The organism is Rhizobium sp. B230/85 (assembly GCF_019355735.1).
GTDB classification, from domain to species: Bacteria; Pseudomonadota; Alphaproteobacteria; order Rhizobiales; family Rhizobiaceae; genus Rhizobium; species Rhizobium rhododendri.
Map to the genome: position 1 here is coordinate 1,437,103 of NZ_CP072157.1, position 17,347 is coordinate 1,454,449.

A 17,347-nucleotide genomic window follows, 5' to 3' on the forward strand; every position below is an offset into this window, starting at 1 on the left:
GCAAATGTCCCTGGCTCGGAAAATGTGGAAGCGTCGTTTCTCGTTTCGTCGCTAAAAACTCGGGCAGGCGGGGCAATAACGGCAAGGGGAGAACGCAGGCTTGGAGAAATGCTCTTGCGGTCGGTTGCGACTTTACGTGCTGACCCCATGCAGCTTTGGTTCTCAATGTCGCCGGAGGACCGAAGTTTATCCAAGGACGTTGTGCCGGCTTCATGTCTTTGGCTTCTCCATTTGTCCGTTTCGGTCGTGCGCTATCCCTCCAGAGTAAGAGGCGGCGTCTCACTTCGTGGACGTGGGAGGGCCGAGAGAGAGGCTTCCGGCACCCGTCCTGGAGTAGATCCTATGAACATTCAGGTACTGGACACCCCCCGTGATCAGAGTGGTGGCTTCAAGGTTGATCAGAGCCGTGGCCGACAGGTCGGTCGCGTCTCATCCGAATGGTATTCCCGCCCTCATGACGAGCGCTTCCTGTCGCTTGGCGAACTGGCTCGGATGGTGCGTGATCGTGCCGAACGCAGCCGGACCCGCGTTGTGCAAAGCGCGCTCATCCATGTCGAGGCGAGCCGCACCAATCCCGAGCGCCTGGAGTTGATCCTTCCCGGTGCAGACGCGCCCATCGCGCCGACGCACTGGAGTCTTGGACAGCTCGCTGCCCAGGTCGGTGCGCCGGCCGCCTATTTGCGCCAACTCCCCGCCGCGCTCGCCGGGATCAATCTGCAATACCGTCTGACCTCGCATCGGGCCGAGCAGATCAAGACGCTCGAAACCGATGGTGGTCGCGTCGAGCTGCGGGCGTCAACCGGTGTCGATTACGGTCGCATCTACGATCACGAACTCGTCGAAGCGGTTCAGCGCATCGCCGGCAATGGCACCGGTTACACGCGCTGGAAGGTGCCGGGTGTGCTCGACTGGTCGACCGGGATCTATAATCCGCGCGTCAATATCACCAAGGACACCACCACGCCTATGCCAGCGACCGCGACGTGTTCCTGTTCCTCGTCGACGATCTGAACCCCATCGAGGCTGGCGAGCTGCCCGGTGGGTCGCCCGACCTGTTCTTCCGAGGATTCTATGCCTGGAACAGCGAGGTTGGTGCCAAAACGCTCGGCATGGCGAGCTTCTACCTTCGAGCGGTCTGCCAGAACCGCAATCTATGGGGCGTGGAGGATTTCGAAGAGATCACCATCCGTCACAGCAAATATGCCGCCTCCCGTTTCGCCCATGAGGCCGCCCCGGCGCTGCAGAATTTCGCCAATTCCTCGCCAGTGCCTTTCGTCAACGGGATCAAGGCGGCGCGCAAACGGATCGTGGCGCGCCCACTGGCGCAGGCGGGCTTGGCGCAATCGTCGCCCTTCCTCTCGATGATTTTTTCAGACCGGACTTTGTCCTAGCGGCCCATAACGTTGAGATTGGCAGCACACGCTTGCGTTCGTAATTAACGTAGGGATCCCCGCCCGGATAATTGTCGCGTAACGCGGCAAAGAGCGCGCGGGAATCCGAGAAGAGCGCCCGAGACAGCGCGCGTGATGTGGCCCACATCGCGGCTACAACGTCGACGGACAATAAGGCGTAGGTATCGGTCATCAACTACCTGACGGAAGGTAGAGGCGGCAATCACCAAGGAAACACCTTTGAATTCTTTCCAATCGCAGCCCTCTTGCTGCCATGCTCCAGACCACAACCCCGAGTCCCCAAGATTTAATTTCGTACGAATTCCGATGCAATGTCTTCTCGTGCAATCGTCTAGGGCAAGCTTGGCGACTCGCGACCGCGAAATGAAGCTGGAATGTCGACAAACGGGAACCGTGGGCGATATTGTCGCTGTGGATTGCGTTTGCCAAGTTGTCGCTGAGGAAAAAGTACTTTAGAAAAGTAGCGGCAGCCCCGGCGGGGATAAGCGCAAACTGAGTTTGCGCGGGGCAGTAGACATTAGAGCTCGTGAGAAAACGCGCGTGTACGTGTCACTTTCACCACTAAGGTGTGCATGGGCGATGGGCAAAGAGCTACGACCCGTTGCCGAACATGATACTTTATATGGGAGTGTAGTCATGCGTATTGCCATCCTGGGAGCAGCTGGAATGCTCGGGCGAAGACTGACCGAGCGCCTTGCGGCCGAAGGAGAGCTTGCTGGAAAGGCCATCACGGCGTTTACCCTTCACGATATTGTGCCGGCGGCGCGTGTAAACGGTAACTTTGACGTCGATGTTCTGACGTCTGACTTTTCGGACCAAGGAGAGGCAGAGCGTATCCTGTTGTATCGTCCTGACGTGATCTTTCATCTTGCTGCGGTGGTATCGGGAGAGGCGGAAGCCGACCTCGAGAAAGGCTACCGGGTCAACTTAGAGGGGACCCGCGCGCTACTCAATGCCGTTCGCACGATCGGACAAGATTACCGACCGCGTTTCGTGTTCACATCCTCGATTGCGGTTTTCGGCGCACCACTTCCGGATGTCATTCCAGATGATTATCTCCCGCGTCCCCTATCAAGCTATGGCGCACAAAAGGCGATGGGGGAGCTTCTCGTCGCCGACTATGCCAGGCGCGGGATCATAGATGGCTTGAGTATACGCCTCCCGACGATTTGCGTGCGACCCGGTAAACCCAATAAGGCGGCGTCGAGTTTCTATTCGAGCATCATCCGCGAGCCCCTGAACGGCGAAGAAGCCGTCCTCCCCGTATCGCGCGACATTCGCCATTGGTTCGCTTCACCGCGGAAGGCGGAAGATTTCCTCATCAGGGCCGCAGAGGTTGCGGGCCCGGACCTCACTGTCCGGGCGTTGACGATGCCTGGCGTCTCAGCGTCGGTGGAAGACCAAATCGAAGCCTTGCGGAAGGTTGCCGGTGACGATGCAGTGGCCCTCATTCGCGAAGAGCCCGATCCGGCGATTCACATGATTGTCAGCTCCTGGCCCAAATCCTTTGACGCACGCCTCGCTCTGGATCTTGGCTTTGTCCCAGATGCCAGTTTCGATGAGATCGTACCGCACGGTGGAAACCGCCGGCCCCCATCTGAATGAGAAGCAGATCAGGATCCAAGCGCAGGCGCTGAGCAACGCTCAGTTGCATGTCAACCTGCACGGCTATCCGAGCCACGAATGGACAAGGCCGCTCTCCGGCTATGTGCCGCGCGGCTTTGGCATGTGGACACTGCCGAAGGGGTTCTTCCTCATCATGCGCCACCATCCCGAGTGGGAAAAGCGCTCTGAAATTCTGCTGGATCGGGTTACACGCCATCTCGGACAGATCCCAGGCCTACTGGCGTATAACGACCGGCAGATTGCGCTCTACGAGATCCATGCCGGCGAAACCGGCTTTCAGATTATCAACGGCTTTCCCTGCCTGTGCTCGGTCGACGACCGCCACACCGTACCGATGACGCTGATCACCGAATATCCCGACGAAACCATCTATGGTGACGATTTCATCGCCGGCCACACGGCGCAGATGGAAACCGTGCTGTCTTGCTACGATGCCTGGCAAGAGATGGGGGCGGGCGAGACGGTCTGAACGCCTCGTGTGCTCCACGTCCCAAGGCGAAGCTCAGGGATGAAGCTCTCGGCTCCCTAACCGCACTGCCCTCCGGTTGCGCGTCGCATTCCTTCGTAAGCGCTGAATATATGCCATTCATTCGAATGGGTAACTTCTTGCGCAAATCCGACCGGCGCCATAGAACGCGCATGGACGTTTCGAAGCCAAAAATGGCCGCAACGACCGTTCACCGGTCGCTGGCTCCGACGCTCGACGTTTCAGCGCCAGGGCCTCGAACTCGGCAATCATATTCCCAAGGAGAGAGTAATGGGTTTCAAGACTTTGACAGGAGCGACATTCGCCGCTTCGATTGCATTTGCGCCCCTGGCCCACGCAGACGTAACAATTGGACTGATCGCGCCCCTGACCGGCCCCGTCGCCGCCTATGGCGATCAGGTGAAGAACGGTGTTGAAACCGCTATCGAAGAGATCAACAAGACCGGCGGCATTCTGGGCCAGAAAGTCGTGCTGGAAACCGCTGACGACGCGGGCGAACCCAAGCAGGGTGTTTCCGGCGCCAACCAGCTCGTCGGCCAGGATATCCATTTCGTCGTCGGTCCGGTCACATCGGGCGTTGCCATCCCTGCCTCCGACGTCTTCTCCGAAAACGGCGTCCTGATGGTCACGCCGACCGCAACGGCACCCGACTTGACAAAGCGTGGCCTGACGAATGTCCTGCGCACATGCGGACGCGACGACCAGCAAGCCGAAGTTGCAGCCCGCTACGTCCTTAAGAACTTCAGCGGCAAACGGATCGCCATCATCAACGACAAGGGTGCCTATGGCAAAGGTCTGGCGGATGCCTTTAAGGCGACGCTAAATGCGGCCGGCACCAAGGAAGTCATCGATGATGCCATCAATCCGGGCGATAAGGATTTCTCGGCCCTGACCACGCGCCTGAAGTCGGAAAAGATCGACGTGATCTATTTCGGCGGATACCATCCCGAAGGCGGCCTGCTTGTCCGGCAGCTAGCCGATCTGTCGGTCAAGGCAACGCTGATCGGCGGCGACGGCCTTTCCAACACGGAATTTTGGAAGATAGGCACGGAGGCTGCCGCTGGCACGATCTTCACGAATGCGGCGGACGCAATCAGGAGCCCCGATTCAAAGGCCGCATCCGATGCGCTCAAGGCCAAGAACATTCCTGCCGAGGCCTTCACCCTGAACGCCTACGCCGCCGTTCAAGTTCTGAAGGCAGGCATCGAGAAGGCCGGCAGTGCCGAAGACGTCGATGCGGTGTCAAAGGCCATCAAGTCCGGTCAGCCTATCGCGACCGCAATCGGCAATCTGACCTACGGCGAGACAGGCGACCTCACCTCGCAAAGCTTCTCCCTTTACAAGTGGGACGGCGGCAAGATTGTCGCTGCGGAATAAATAAGCGTTGCCGATCGGGCCCCTGCAGGCCCGATCGGTCCTCCTGAACACAATGTTCGACGCCGCGGCGAGAGAGCGTCGGATATCTGAATCAGTTCTGGTCAGGCTGCTCCAGCATGCCGTCAGCGGTCAGTCTACCTTGCCGCTTTCAATCGCCCAGAAGCTGGCGGTCGTCGCCGTCGCGATTGCGCACCAGTTGCTCCTTGATCGCGCGCAGCGACTTCAGGGCCGTGGTCCGGTCGGCATAGGCGACCATGTTTGCCAGGATGTCGATCGCTGCCAGATAGGCATAGCGGGTGGAGGTCGGGCGAAAGATGTTCTTGCCCTCCGGCATTTCGATCGCGATCACCACGTCGGCCGCAGCAGCGACTGGCGAACCGCCCTGCGTCATCGCGATGGTCGGGATCGAGCGCTCCCGCAAAAGCTCCAGACAGCGGACAAGCTCCATGTCGCGACCGGTGAACGACGAGCCGAAAACGACGGTGCCCGGCTGTGCCGAGGCAGAGATCATTTGGTTCATGCCATGGTCGTTGGATGAATGGATGCGGCAGCCGAGACGAAACAGGCGGTTGTGCAATTCGTTGACGATCATAGCCGAATTGCCGCTCGCACCGAAGGCCTGGATGAACTCGGCAGCCCGCAACATCTGAGCCGCCTTCTCGATGGCGGCAAGGTCAAGCTGCCGATGAAGCTCGAACAGCGAATTCTGGGCCTTCGAGACGATATCGTGTGCAACCTCTTCAACGGTCGCCGTCGGTGCATCGGGCTTCAGGTATCGCAAGCCGACATAGGCCATCTTGGCGAGTTGTACCTTGAAGTCGGAATAGCCCTGGCAGCCCAGCCGTCGGCAAAACCGCGTCACGGTCGGTGGTGACACGCCCGCGCGTGCTGCGAGCTCGATGATCGAGAAATTGACGACGGCATCCACATTCTCCAGCGAGAATTTCGCCAGCCTGGCGTCCAGGCCCGAGAGTTTTCCATTTTCATCGGAAAGAGCGTGAAACAGGTCCATTGGGTCTTTTCCTCGAAACGCCACAGGGAAACAGAAGGCATCGATGAAAATCAGTTTCACCGCCGCGAATTTTTCATAGCATGATGTCGGTAGGCATCAATCGAACTCGGCAGCCTGGCGATAATAAACGCAGGCGCCTATCGCCGGCCGTTGCGCGCGTGCATTCCCAGCGTTTGCTGCCGCGGCGTTTTCCGTAGCCGGAACCAGCCGCTTGGGCTCTCAGTGCAGGGGTAGGTCTGCGAAGCGTCCCACGCCCAATCCCCATCCGGCTCCGGCCAGAGCCCAGCCCCGGCTCAGTGATGAAAATTAGATGCTTTAGGCTGGTGGCCTTTTCATTCTCGGTCAATCGGCGCCCTCTTCAACAAACTATCGCGAATGGCAGAACCTGTTGATTCAAAATAGGACGCAGATATCGAAGCGCCATGTCCGTTTCTGCGGCCGCGAGCGCGGTCTGAGAATTTTTCCAAGTTTTCCCCTGTCTAGAAAATAAATTACAGAAATAACCAAAAAATCAGATCGTCAATTGACTTCAAACGGCTTTGACGCATATTGGAGAAAATTAATTACACCGAAACGGTGAGCGGGAATTTTACAGAAAACAGGGAATCCCATGTCCGGGGGCACTTCGATAGTTGCAGTTCTGACGGTCGCGCACGGCGGCCCGGCAGGCGGGAACTAGACAGATAGACAATCTAACGTCGGTACCTGCCCCCTTGCGGTGGCTCGGAGCCCGGCGTGTATTTAGGCGACAGACATGCGCATCTTCACCGCCTCGCTGGCGACTGAAACGAACACCTTTTCTCCCGTGCCAACGGATATGAACGCCTTCAAGGCGGCATTTTATGCCGGGCCAGGCGAACATCCGGACACACCGACGCTCTGCTCCGCCGTTGTCCCGATCCTGCGCCGCCGCGGCAAGCAGGAAGGCTTCACCGTCATCGAAGGCACGTCATGCTGGGCGGAACCGGCCGGTCTCATCCAGCGGCAGACCTACGAGACCTTGCGCGACCAGATCCTCGCCGAGCTGAAGGCAACCCTGCCGGTCGATGGCGTGGTGCTCGGCCTGCATGGCGCAATGGCCGCTCAAGGGTATGACGATCCGGAGGGCGATTTCCTCTCGCATATTCGCGACATGGTCGGCCCGGATGTCCTCATCGCTGCCGAATTCGACCCGCACAGCCATCTGACGGCGCTTCGTGTTGCTAATCTCGATCTCATGGCCGCGTTCCTGGAGTTCCCGCATACGGATTTCGAACAGCGCGGGGAACATGTCGTCGAGCTTGCGCTCCAGGCCCTGCGCGGACAGATCAAGCCGGTCATCTCTACCTTCGACTGCCGTATGATCACGATTTTCCCGACGAGCCGGGAGCCGATGCGCTCCTTCGTCGATCGGATGCAGGCGATGGAGGGCAAGGACGGCATCCTATCGGCCTCGGTCATTCACGGCTTCATGGCCGGCGACGTGCCCGATATGGGAACCCGCATCGTCGTCGTCACCGACAATGACAGGCAAAAGGGCGACGAACTAGCGGCAGGCCTTGGTCGCGAGCTCTACGGCCTTCGCCGCGAGACCGCGATGCCGATGGTCGACACCGAGGCGGGCCTCGACAAGGCGGTCGCCATCCGCGCCGCCCATCTTGAAAAGCCGGTCACCATCGCAGACGTCTGGGACAATCCCGGCGGTGGCGTCGCCGGTGACGCCACCCATGTCCTGCGCCGGATGATGGAACGCGGCATGGACAATTTCGCCGTTGCGACGATCTGGGACCCCATCGCCGTCACCTTTTGCCATGCAGCGGGCGAGGGCGCCGAACTTTCTCTGCGCGTCGGCGGCAAGTCCGGCCCGGAGGGCGGCGAACCGCTCGACCTGCGCGTCACCGTGCAAAAAGTCTTCGATGCCGGTTGGCAGAGTTTCCGCAATTCGCGCGTCACGCTCGGCAGTGCCGCGGTCATCAGGCCGGTCGGTACCCACATCGATATCGTCCTGATCACAAGCCGCACGCAGACCTACGAGCCGGATATCTTCTCCAACCAGGGTATCGATTTCGCCGGGAAGTGCTGGCTCCTGATCAAGTCGACCAATCATTTTTATGCCGGTTTCCAACCCGTCTCGTCAGACATCGTCTATATCGCCGCGCCGACTTCCTATCCGACCGATCCTGCAACGACGCTTTATCGCAAGGCGAGCCTCGAACTCTGGCCGCGCGTTGCCGATCCGCTGGGGCTGGATAGCTGAATTCTCGACCGGCAGAAACCGCGCCGAAAGAACTGGCCGAACCGAAAACAACAAGGGGATGACGATGAAACACAGTGCACTTGTTTTGATGACGCTTGCGGCATTGGCCGGTACGAGCAATCTGGCATTGGCTCAGAAAAGTGACGGCGTCTTGACCGTTGCCACGATCGGCGAGCCGCCGACGCTCGATGTCATGCAGACGCCGACCGATATCGTTCTGACCATCGACCAGCATATTTTCGAGACGCTCTATACCTATGACGCAGAATGGAAGTCGGTTCCGCTGCTCGCCGCTGCCATGCCGACGATTTCCGAAGACGGCATGACCTACAGGATCCCGCTGCGCGAAGGCGTGAAGTTTCACGACGGCAGCGACTTCGACGCCAAGGACGTGACCGCCTCGCTGAAGCGGTGGATGGCGATCAATTCGAAGGGCAAGCAGGTTGCCGCCATCATCGACAGCCTTGTAGAAGACGGTGATCATGCCGTCATCATCAAGCTGAAATCGCGTTATGCGCCGCTGCTGGCCACTCTGTCGCAGGCCTGCGTGATCATGCCCTCCGAAAAGGTCAAGGATACGCTCACCGATTTCATCGGTACCGGCCCTTACGAACTGAAGGAGCGCAAGCCCGACCAGTACACCCAGCTCGTCCGCTTCGACGGCTACAAGTCGCCGCAGGGCACGCCGAGCAACTATGCCGGCAAGCGAGAGGCGATCGCCAAGGAAATCCGGTTCGTTCCTGTTCCAGATGCCAACACTCGCGTCGAAGGCCTGATTTCCGGGCAGTTCGATTATGCGGATTCGTTGCCTGTCAGCGCCTACGAGCGTGTCGAAAAGAGCGGCAACGCCAAACCCGTGATCTTCAAGAATGCCGGCTGGGCTTCGATGAACATGAATATGAAGCAGGGCCTTCTGGTCAATAAGCAGCTGCGTCAGGCGGTGCAAGCAGCCCTCAACGCCAATGACATGATGCTGGCCGCCTTCTCCGATGACCGCTTCTTCAGCGTCGATGGCTCGATTTTCCCGAAGGGCTCCTTCTGGCACACCGAAGCCGGCGTTGCCCGGTACGGAGAAGGCGATCAGGAAGCCGCTGGCAAGCTTCTAAAGGAAGCCGGCTATGACGGCACGCCGCTACGCCTCATGACCAGCCGCCAGTACGAATTCCACTACAAAATCGGCGAAGTCGCCAAGGCCTATATGGAAGCTGCCGGTTTCAAGGTCGACCTGCAGGTTGTCGACTGGGCAACGCTGACCACCCGGCGCGCCGATCCAAAGGAGTGGGACATCTTCATCACCCATTCCAACTTTCCGGGCGACCCTACCACGATCAACACCATCACCGACAGCTATCCGGGCTGGTACGTTTCCAACCAGAAGACAAAGGCTGTTGCAGCTTACATGGATGCAACCACCGATGATGCCAAGAAGAAGGCCTGGGACGGTATCCAGACAGCCATCTATGATGACGCCTCGCTCTTTAAAGTCGGCAACTTCAATGCGGTTTCCGGTCTCGCAAACGGCGTTTCCGGATACGAGCCAACCTACTGGCCGCATTTCTGGAACGTCAATCCGAAGAAGTAGGGCTTGGAACGACCATGGCTACGATCGCACAGGCACTTTTAACACGGTTGGGGGGCATGGCCGTCGTGCTCGCCCTCGTCGTAACGGTGGTCTTCATCATCGTTCGCGTGACGCCTGGCGATCCGGCCGCAGTCATGCTGGGGTCGGATGCGACCCCTGCGGACATCGCCCAGCTGCGCACCAAGATGGGGCTCGATGCACCGATGATCGTCCAGTATGGCCAGTTCGTGTTGGGCATACTGCATGGTGACCTCGGCCAGTCGATCTTCCTGAATCAGCCGGTGACGACGGCACTTGCCTCGCGTGCCGAGCCGACTTTCTTCCTGACGCTTTTCTCAATCCTGATCGCGGTCGGCATAGCCTTGCCTGTCGGCATCCTGTCGGCGGTCAAGCGCGGAACGATCTTCGACCAGATCGTCGTCACGCTCACCATGGTTGCGGCCAGCGTGCCAAGCTTCTGGCTCGGGCTGATGCTCATCCAGATCTTCGCCGTCGGTCAGGGCTGGTTCCCGGCCTCCGGCTACGGCGGCCCCGAGACACCCTTTCTCGAACGGCTGCATCATCTCGTGCTGCCGGCTGTCGCACTCGGCATCGTCAATTCGGCGCTGATCACCCGCTTCACCCGCGCTGCCATGCTTGATGTCCTCGGTGAGGATTATGTCCGCACCGCCCGTGCCAAGGGCGCCGGGGAAGGTCGCGTTGTCCTCAAGCACGCGTTGAAAAACGCGATGATACCGATCATCACCGTCATCGGCCTGTCGGTCGCCATGCTGGTCGCCGGTGCGGTTGTCACGGAGACCGTCTTTGGTCTGCCTGGCGTCGGCAATCTCGTGGTCTCGGCTGTCCTGCGCCGGGACTATCCGGTCATTCAGGGCGCGTTGCTCACAGTCGCCGCCATTTACGTTCTCATCAATTTCATCGTCGACATGCTCTATATCGTCGTCGATCCACGGGTGCGCCTATGATCACCATGGCTTCCGTCTCCATGCCCTTGTCCTCCGGCCTACGCCGCCTGCTCGGCAACCGAGCCATGCTTTTCGGCGCAATCATTCTGGTCGTCGTCGTCTTCGCAGCGCTGCTGGCCCCCTTTGTCGCGCCCTATGCGCCGAACAAACTGTCGATTGTCAACAAGCTGAAGCCGCCATCCATGGTCCACTTTTTTGGAACCGACGAATTCGGCCGTGATATCTTTTCCCGCGCCATCTTTGCGGGCCGCATCTCGCTTCTGGTCAGCCTCGGCGTCGTCTTCATCTCGACCGTGCTCGGGGTGATCCTCGGCGTTGCGGCCGGGTTCTTTCGCGGCCTCGATGCGCCGATCTCTCGCCTGCTGGATGCAATGATGTCCTTCCCGGACATCCTGCTGGCGATCGCGCTCGTTGCAGCGCTCGGGCCGTCGCTCACCACCGTCATCCTGGCGCTTGGCATCACCTATGCGCCACGCCTGGCCCGCATTATCCGTGGCTCGACGCTGGTCCTGCGTGAACTGCCCTATATCGAGGCAGCCGTCGCCATGGGGCTCCCAACCTGGCAGATCCTTGTCCGTCACGTGCTGCTCAATCTGGCCTCGCCCATCCTCGTGCAGTCGACCTTCGTCTTTGCCTCGGCGATGCTCGCGGAGGCAAGCCTCTCCTTCCTCGGCGTCGGCGTTTCCACCGACATGCCGACCTGGGGCACGATGCTGGCGTCGGGGCGCGAATATATGAACAACGCACCGTGGCTGATGGTGTTTCCTGGCCTTGCCATCGTCTTCTCCGTTCTCTCCCTGCAATTGCTTGGCGACGGCCTGCGCGATCTTGTCGATCCGCGTCTCGCCAAGGAAAGCTGATCATGACCGACGCGACCACAAACAAGCCGGTCCTTGCAGTCGAGAGCCTGACGACCTCTTTCAAGACACCGGAAGGCTGGAAGGCCGTCATCCGCAATATCAGCCTGCATGTCGATGCCGGCGAGACGGTCGCGATGGTTGGCGAGAGCGGCTCGGGCAAGAGTGTCACCGCGCTATCGACAATGCGGCTTCTACCGGCCGGTCGGGCACGCACTGAAGGCCGTATTCTTCTCGATGGCAAGGACCTGCTTGCTGCAAGCGAAGCCGAGATGCGCAAAGTGCGCGGCGGCTCGATCGGCATGATTTTCCAGGAACCGATGACGTCGCTCAATCCGGTCTTTACCATCGGCAACCAGATCGCGGAAGCGCTGGTCCTGCATCGCGGCCTGTCCTGGGCACAAGCCGAGGCCGAGACCGTGCGGCTGATGGAGCGGGTGCGGATCCCGGCGGCAAAGGCACGCCTCCACGAATATCCACACAAGTTCTCCGGCGGCATGCGCCAGCGCGTGATGATCGCCATGGCGCTTGCCTGTCGCCCGAAGCTTCTGATCGCCGACGAACCGACAACCGCGCTCGACGTTACGATCCAGGCTGAAATCCTTCATCTGCTGCGCGAATTGCAGCAGGACGAAAACATGGGCGTGTTGTTCATCACCCATGACATGGGTGTTGTGGCGGAAATCGCTGACCGTACCGTTGTGATGTTTCGCGGCGACACGATCGAGACAGGGCCGACGCAGGAGATCTTCGCCGCTCCCAAGGCGCTTTACACCAAGTCGCTGCTCGCCTCGATCCCGCGTCTCGGCACCATGGGAGCCGCGGTCGCGCCAAAGCGTTTCCCGGAGGTCGATGTGTCGACCGGCGTGGCAAACGATGGCCGCGAGATGTCTGCCGTTGCGTTGGGCGTCGAGCCGATCCTCAAGGTCGATCATCTGTCCGTACGCTTCGACCTGCCGACCGGCCGCGTCCATGCGGTCGAAGACGTGTCCTTCGATCTTCGCCCTGGCGAAACTCTGTCGCTGGTGGGCGAATCCGGCTGTGGCAAGTCGACGACCGGCCGTGCCATCATCCGGCTTATCAATCCGTCCGAAGGCTCGATCGTCATCGGCGGCCAGGATGTGACGAAAGCCGGCACAAGGGAGCTGCGCACCATGCGTCGCACCTCGCAGATGATCTTTCAGGACCCCTTTGCCTCGCTCAATCCGCGCCTCACCGTCGGTTCGGCGATTGCTGAACCGATCCTCGCCCATGGGCTGATGGGACGGCGGGATGCCAAGGAGCGCGTCGTCGAACTGCTGGAACAGGTCGGACTGTCGGCGGCGATGGCGGAGCGCCACCCGCATGAATTTTCCGGCGGCCAGCGGCAGCGCATCTCGATTGCCCGTGCCTTGGCACTCGATCCGAAATTCATCGTCGCAGACGAAGCTGTCTCGGCGCTCGACGGTTCAGTGAAGGCACAGGTTTCCAACCTCCTGCTCGACTTGCAGGAAAAGCATGGTCTTGCCTATCTCTTCATCAGCCATGATATGGCCGTCGTCGAGCGGATGAGCCATCGCGTCGCGGTGATGTTCCTTGGCGAAATCGTTGAGATCGGTCCGCGGGCGGCAATTTTCGACAACCCGCAACATCCTTATACCCGCCGTCTGATCTCTGCGGTGCCTATTCCCGATCCGGCACGCCGCGGCCGGACTGTACCACCTTCGACTGAAGAGATCAGAAGCCCTATCCGTCCATTCGATTACGTTCCGCCGAAGCGCATTTTTCGGGAAGTCTCGCCCGGCCATTTCATCCAGGATTCGCACTGATGCCACTCCCAAGGGGCAACGGTTCAAATTCGCATTGTAAAATAAAACTGAAAGACACTTCCATGACAAGCGACAAGATCATTCGTTACGATATCGCCGACGCCCAGGCAGGCGGCCAGAGCCGACCTTTCGCCAAGGCCGTGCGCGCGGGCGATTTCATCTACATCTCCGGTCAGGTGCCAACCATCGATGGCGAGGTCGTAGTCGGCAATATTGCTGTTCAAACCGAACAGGTGGTCGCCAATATCAAGTCCGTCCTGGCGCTCGCCGACTGCACGCTCGAACATGTGGTCAAGGTTAATGTCTGGCTCGACGACGCCCGCGATTTCTCCAGCTTTAATGCCGTTTTCCAGAAACACTTCATCGATCATCCGCCGGCACGCTCCACCGTCCAATCGCCGATGATGGTCGATGTCAAGGTAGAGATGGACGTCATTGCCTACAATCCGCTGGATTGACAAGGTCTCGCCGGGCCAGGCAACCTCATGCGTCTTTCGTGGCGCCTGAGGTTGCCTTGAAGTCCCTCGCCGCGGGCATGTCGGGCGGGCTGCATGTCAGAAAGCATCCTGTGATCACGAGGACGGCCTGGCGGAAAAATCGGCGCTGAGCCGAGTGGTCCGCGCGTCGATTCTCGGGTTCGACCCAGCCAGGGTCGGGACGCCGTGCTTTTCGAGGTATTGGCGAGATCCTACGCATACCAGAGAAAGGTTTGTCACGCGCCTGGCGACGGCATCGGGCTCCTCGACAACTCCTCTTATCACCAGATCGACCCGATCATCGATCATGTCCCGCCGAAGCTGCGATAAAACCAGATCCCCCCCGGAGATGAGGATATTCGGCCAGCAAATTCGGAATGGTTGGCAGAATGTGAAGTCGACCGAATGTGGTAGGGGCTGCAATGCGGATCGACCCAGACATGTCGGCGCCGCTGCCCTTAACTTCTCGATCAGTAGCTTCGATCGCCTTGAGCAGTGGTTTCATTCTGTCGAAATATTTTTGCCCTTGATCCGTCAAGGTGGCGTTCGGCGTGCTTCGATTTGAAGAGTGCAACCCCCCAGATGATTTTCGAGCGTACGGATCGCTTTGCTCACTGCCGGCTGTGCCGTGCCGGTTGGTAAAGCCGTTTTTACCCGGAGCTTGCCGCCTGGCAACTGGTCGACGTCGATCCGCCCGCACGGCTTGATGCCAAGGTGTTGCAGCAAACCCGCTTGAGTGTCGATGCCTTTTCATCGTCACGGCCAGGGAAGGCATGGATAGCATTCCAAATGCCAACGAAATCTGATGCCCTGCGTCAGAAGTGGTCACGTGGGAGACCGCAGACACGACAAGGCAATTCATGCTCGTGTTAGCAAAGAAGAGATCGAGCCTCGATCTATATCCTCCCGCGACTGTAGGCCAGTACGCAACCGCGCAACTTTCCGGACGTACTTCACAAACCAACGCCCAATATTCGAGATGCCGACGCCGGTTAAGTAGTTGCAAGTTCATTTAAGTTAACTGGCTTTTAACCACAAGCGTAAGCCACATGATAATAAGGCTGAGTTACTTTTCAAAGTCGAGGAAAGATTCAACTACAAAATATCGCTTATATTTTTTATCTGGGGGAGAGGCCAATGCCAATAACGAAGACCAACATCTCGAAGTGGCCTGTTGCTCTCTCCACTGCCCTGTTTGTTATCGTACTTGTCACTCTGGGCGCTCTGGCAACAAATGTCATCACAACCATGCGCCGCTCTGCAGATATCCGTGATGACGAGCGTGCGTCTCGAGCAGCCCAGTCGGCAATCCGGTCTCTCAAAGACCGGGTTTCGATGACACTTCTCGACAATGCCGGCTCGAGTGATGCTTACCAGGTTTCGCAAGCGGGGGAATTCTCTCGATGGGCCATTGAGAAATGGCGCGGAACGAGCGGAGCCGCATCTATCTACGATGGAGCGATCGTAACGACGCGCAGCGGTGCGACCGCTATGGCGAGCTACAAAGGCTCAACCTTCGATCCCTCGACTCGCTTCCGAGGTACTCTCCAGTCGCAAGCTTCGGCAGCTCTGAAGAATGAGGGAAAGCCGCTCGTCGAATTCGTCAAGACGTGGGATGGTGTTGATATCCTGGCATCGACAATCATACATCCAGACGGCGGCACGACAATTAGTACCCCTTATGCGGTTTTGTCGCTCTTCAGGCACGTGCGGGATTCTGACCTTGGCTTGCTTGCGGAGCAATATCAGCTTGAGGGCCTGCGTCTTTACGAGGAAGCACCTCGCAATATGCTCGTCGTCGCGCTGAGGAGTGCCTCAGGCCTACCCGTTGCTTACCTGGGATGGAATAGACTTCGACCGGGCACCCGAGTGTATCAGGAGGTCAGAAATGAAGTACTAGCCGCCGGCGTCATCTTGGTCGTTTTCCTTGTCGTGGTGGTAACTGCCGGAGGTGCAGAGTCCCGGCGGATGGCGAGAATGGCGCGGTTGGCTCGATATGAAGCGAGCCACGATGGTCTCAGCGGCCTTTTGAACAGAAACGGGCTTTTGGCGGATTTGGATAAAGCACTTGAAAACGGGGACGATGTTACACTTCATCTCCTGGATCTTGACGGCTTCAAGGCGGTCAACGACACCTGGGGTCATCAGATCGGCGACGTCCTTATCCAAAAAGTTGCTAACACAATTTCTCAGTGCCACCCGCAAATTGTCTCCGCGGCGCGATTGGGGGGCGATGAGTTTGCCCTTGTCCAGTGCGACCACGGTCCTTCATCGAATTTTTGCGCGCGAGTTCTGTCGATTTTCGAAAAGCCATTCGAAATCGAAGGTCGAACAGTAGAAGTTGGTGTTAGCATTGGCAGCGCGCGTTCGGTCAACGTCACCGACTCCTTCGAATTGCTTCGCCGTGTCGACTTAGCTCTTTATCGGGCAAAGCACGACGGCAAGGGAAGGGCCGTGGGGTATCGGCCGGAACTCGACCGCGACCGCGAAGAGATGGCCGTGCTTGAAAACGAGCTGAAACGTGCCGTTGTCAATGGCGATATCGGTGTTGCCTATCAGCCGCTTGTCGCCTCAGGGAGCGGTAAATTGAACGGTGTAGAAGCGCTCGCTCGATGGCAGAGCCCGACGGGTCCAATCAGCCCTGAGATATTCATCCCCTTGGCAGAGCGCTCTGGCCTGATTGATCAACTGGGGATGTTGATTTTACGTCAATCTGTAAGAGCGGCTGCCGACTGGCCGGAGCTTGGGCTGTCCGTCAATGTTTCTCCGGTGCAAATGTGCAATGCCTCGTTCGCACACCGGGTTGCAAGCCTCTTGAAGGAAGAGAACTTTGAACCCACTCGGCTGACCCTGGAGATTACCGAGGGTGTCCTAATGTCGAACCCAACCCACGCGCAAAGGGCTATCGATGAGCTTAAAAAGATTGGTGTCCGGTTTTCTCTCGATGATTTTGGCTGCGGTTATGCCAGTATCGGAGCGCTTAGACAATTTGGCTTTGACAGCATGAAAATCGATCGGTCTCTGGTTTGGGCATTCGACGATGGGCGTGGAAGAGACATATTGAAGGCGACGATCGCGCTCGCCGCGGCACTATCAATCCCCGTCACAGCAGAGGGGATTGAAAACGAAGGGCAGGCCGACTTTCTTCGAGATGCCGGGTGTGATCAGCTTCAGGGATATATGGTAGGGCGCCCGATGTCCGCGGAAGAGCTATCCCGTTTCAGAACGAACGCGAACGCGCGGCCTTTGAGCTCGCCGGCCGCTGCCTGACAATCCTGGAATAGATATCCAATCTTTGCGTCGAACTTTCAAAAAAGCGAACTCTCCTAATCTTGGGTTTCTCGGTGATGATCGTACGACAGACGAGCCAACATCCAATCCGAGAGCAAGACTGTCGGCCGCCCATCCGGTCGCTGTCGAGCACACACCGCGTGGCATGCGCTAGACCTGTGCCTGATGTTTGGCCGCTATCAGACCGAAGGTGCGGCGGCAACAGCCGACGGCATCGC

11 protein-coding genes and 2 pseudogenes are annotated in these 17,347 nt (G+C 58.8%); 11 read left to right on the forward strand and 2 right to left on the reverse strand.

Translation table 11 applies throughout. The features are described 5' to 3' along the window. Nucleotides 1–342 precede the first annotated feature (342 nt). From J5289_RS24615 to J5289_RS24630, 4 genes and pseudogenes are all read left to right on the forward strand, one after another. Nucleotides 343–1,316, forward strand: a pseudogene (locus tag J5289_RS24615) (DUF932 domain-containing protein); the annotation flags it as partial. A gap of 732 nt (nt 1,317–2,048) precedes the next feature. Next, the gene (gene denD / locus J5289_RS24620) at nt 2,049–3,017 is read left to right on the forward strand and encodes a D-erythronate dehydrogenase (RefSeq protein ID WP_209207052.1); all 969 of its coding nucleotides are present in this window, start codon (nt 2,049–2,051) and stop codon (nt 3,015–3,017) included. Then, nucleotides 2,977–3,507 (forward strand): annotated as a pseudogene (locus tag J5289_RS24625) (peptidase M14); the annotation flags it as partial. The gene denD and the pseudogene J5289_RS24625, both read left to right, overlap by 41 nt. Before the next feature lie 288 nt (nt 3,508–3,795). Further along, nucleotides 3,796–4,902: a branched-chain amino acid ABC transporter substrate-binding protein gene (locus J5289_RS24630; protein WP_142831701.1), complete on the forward strand. Its 1,107-nt coding sequence runs from the start codon at nt 3,796–3,798 to the stop codon at nt 4,900–4,902. Nucleotides 4,903–5,050: 148 nt separating this feature from the next. Here J5289_RS24630 and J5289_RS24635 read toward each other — a convergent pair whose 3' ends face one another. Next, on the reverse strand, nt 5,051–5,914 hold the full coding sequence (locus J5289_RS24635) for a MurR/RpiR family transcriptional regulator (protein ID WP_143123079.1): 864 nt from the start codon (nt 5,912–5,914) through the stop codon (nt 5,051–5,053). Between the two features lie 754 nt (nt 5,915–6,668). On the opposite strand from J5289_RS24635, the gene J5289_RS24640 reads away from it, so the two are divergent. From J5289_RS24640 to J5289_RS24665, 6 genes are all read left to right on the forward strand, one after another. Then, complete coding sequence (locus tag J5289_RS24640) at nt 6,669–8,150, forward strand: M81 family metallopeptidase (protein ID WP_142831699.1); 1,482 nt, start codon at nt 6,669–6,671, stop codon at nt 8,148–8,150. A gap of 64 nt (nt 8,151–8,214) precedes the next feature. Next, a complete protein-coding gene (locus J5289_RS24645; protein ID WP_209207051.1) occupies nt 8,215–9,732 on the forward strand; it encodes an ABC transporter substrate-binding protein in 1,518 nt (505 codons plus the stop codon). Nucleotides 9,733–9,755: 23 nt separating this feature from the next. Next, complete coding sequence (locus tag J5289_RS24650) at nt 9,756–10,697, forward strand: ABC transporter permease (RefSeq protein ID WP_143123098.1); 942 nt, start codon at nt 9,756–9,758, stop codon at nt 10,695–10,697. Continuing rightward, nucleotides 10,694–11,557: an ABC transporter permease gene (locus tag J5289_RS24655; protein WP_374108599.1), complete on the forward strand. Its 864-nt coding sequence runs from the start codon at nt 10,694–10,696 to the stop codon at nt 11,555–11,557. The genes J5289_RS24650 and J5289_RS24655 overlap by 4 nt, the downstream gene beginning before the upstream one ends. Before the next feature lie 2 nt (nt 11,558–11,559). After that, nucleotides 11,560–13,362 (forward strand): ABC transporter ATP-binding protein, encoded by a 1,803-nt coding sequence (locus tag J5289_RS24660; RefSeq protein ID WP_209207050.1) that lies wholly within the window; start codon nt 11,560–11,562, stop codon nt 13,360–13,362. 62 nt (nt 13,363–13,424) lie between these two features. After that, entirely contained in the window at nt 13,425–13,820 is a 396-nt protein-coding gene (locus J5289_RS24665; RefSeq protein WP_209207049.1) for a RidA family protein, read from the forward strand. Between the two features lie 316 nt (nt 13,821–14,136). Here the strand turns inward: J5289_RS24665 and J5289_RS29505 are convergent, their stop codons facing one another. Next, complete coding sequence (locus J5289_RS29505; RefSeq protein WP_247749420.1) at nt 14,137–14,613, reverse strand: LysR family transcriptional regulator; 477 nt, start codon at nt 14,611–14,613, stop codon at nt 14,137–14,139. Between the two features lie 362 nt (nt 14,614–14,975). Here J5289_RS29505 and J5289_RS24680 point away from each other — a divergent pair, with 362 nt between their 5' ends. After that, complete coding sequence (locus J5289_RS24680; RefSeq protein WP_209207047.1) at nt 14,976–17,108, forward strand: bifunctional diguanylate cyclase/phosphodiesterase; 2,133 nt, start codon at nt 14,976–14,978, stop codon at nt 17,106–17,108. Nucleotides 17,109–17,347 lie beyond the last annotated feature (239 nt).

Coding starts and splice junctions, on each gene's coding strand:
- denD (WP_209207052.1), top strand. CDS start 2,049: ATGCGTATTGCCATCCTGGGAGCAGCTGGAATGCTCGGGCGAAGACTG.
- J5289_RS24630 (WP_142831701.1), top strand. CDS start 3,796: ATGGGTTTCAAGACTTTGACAGGAGCGACATTCGCCGCTTCGATTGCA.
- J5289_RS24635 (WP_143123079.1), bottom strand. CDS start 5,914: ATGGACCTGTTTCACGCTCTTTCCGATGAAAATGGAAAACTCTCGGGC.
- J5289_RS24640 (WP_142831699.1), top strand. CDS start 6,669: ATGCGCATCTTCACCGCCTCGCTGGCGACTGAAACGAACACCTTTTCT.
- J5289_RS24645 (WP_209207051.1), top strand. CDS start 8,215: ATGAAACACAGTGCACTTGTTTTGATGACGCTTGCGGCATTGGCCGGT.
- J5289_RS24655 (WP_374108599.1), top strand. CDS start 10,694: ATGATCACCATGGCTTCCGTCTCCATGCCCTTGTCCTCCGGCCTACGC.
- J5289_RS24660 (WP_209207050.1), top strand. CDS start 11,560: ATGACCGACGCGACCACAAACAAGCCGGTCCTTGCAGTCGAGAGCCTG.
- J5289_RS24665 (WP_209207049.1), top strand. CDS start 13,425: ATGACAAGCGACAAGATCATTCGTTACGATATCGCCGACGCCCAGGCA.
- J5289_RS29505 (WP_247749420.1), bottom strand. CDS start 14,613: ATGCCTTCCCTGGCCGTGACGATGAAAAGGCATCGACACTCAAGCGGG.
- J5289_RS24680 (WP_209207047.1), top strand. CDS start 14,976: ATGCCAATAACGAAGACCAACATCTCGAAGTGGCCTGTTGCTCTCTCC.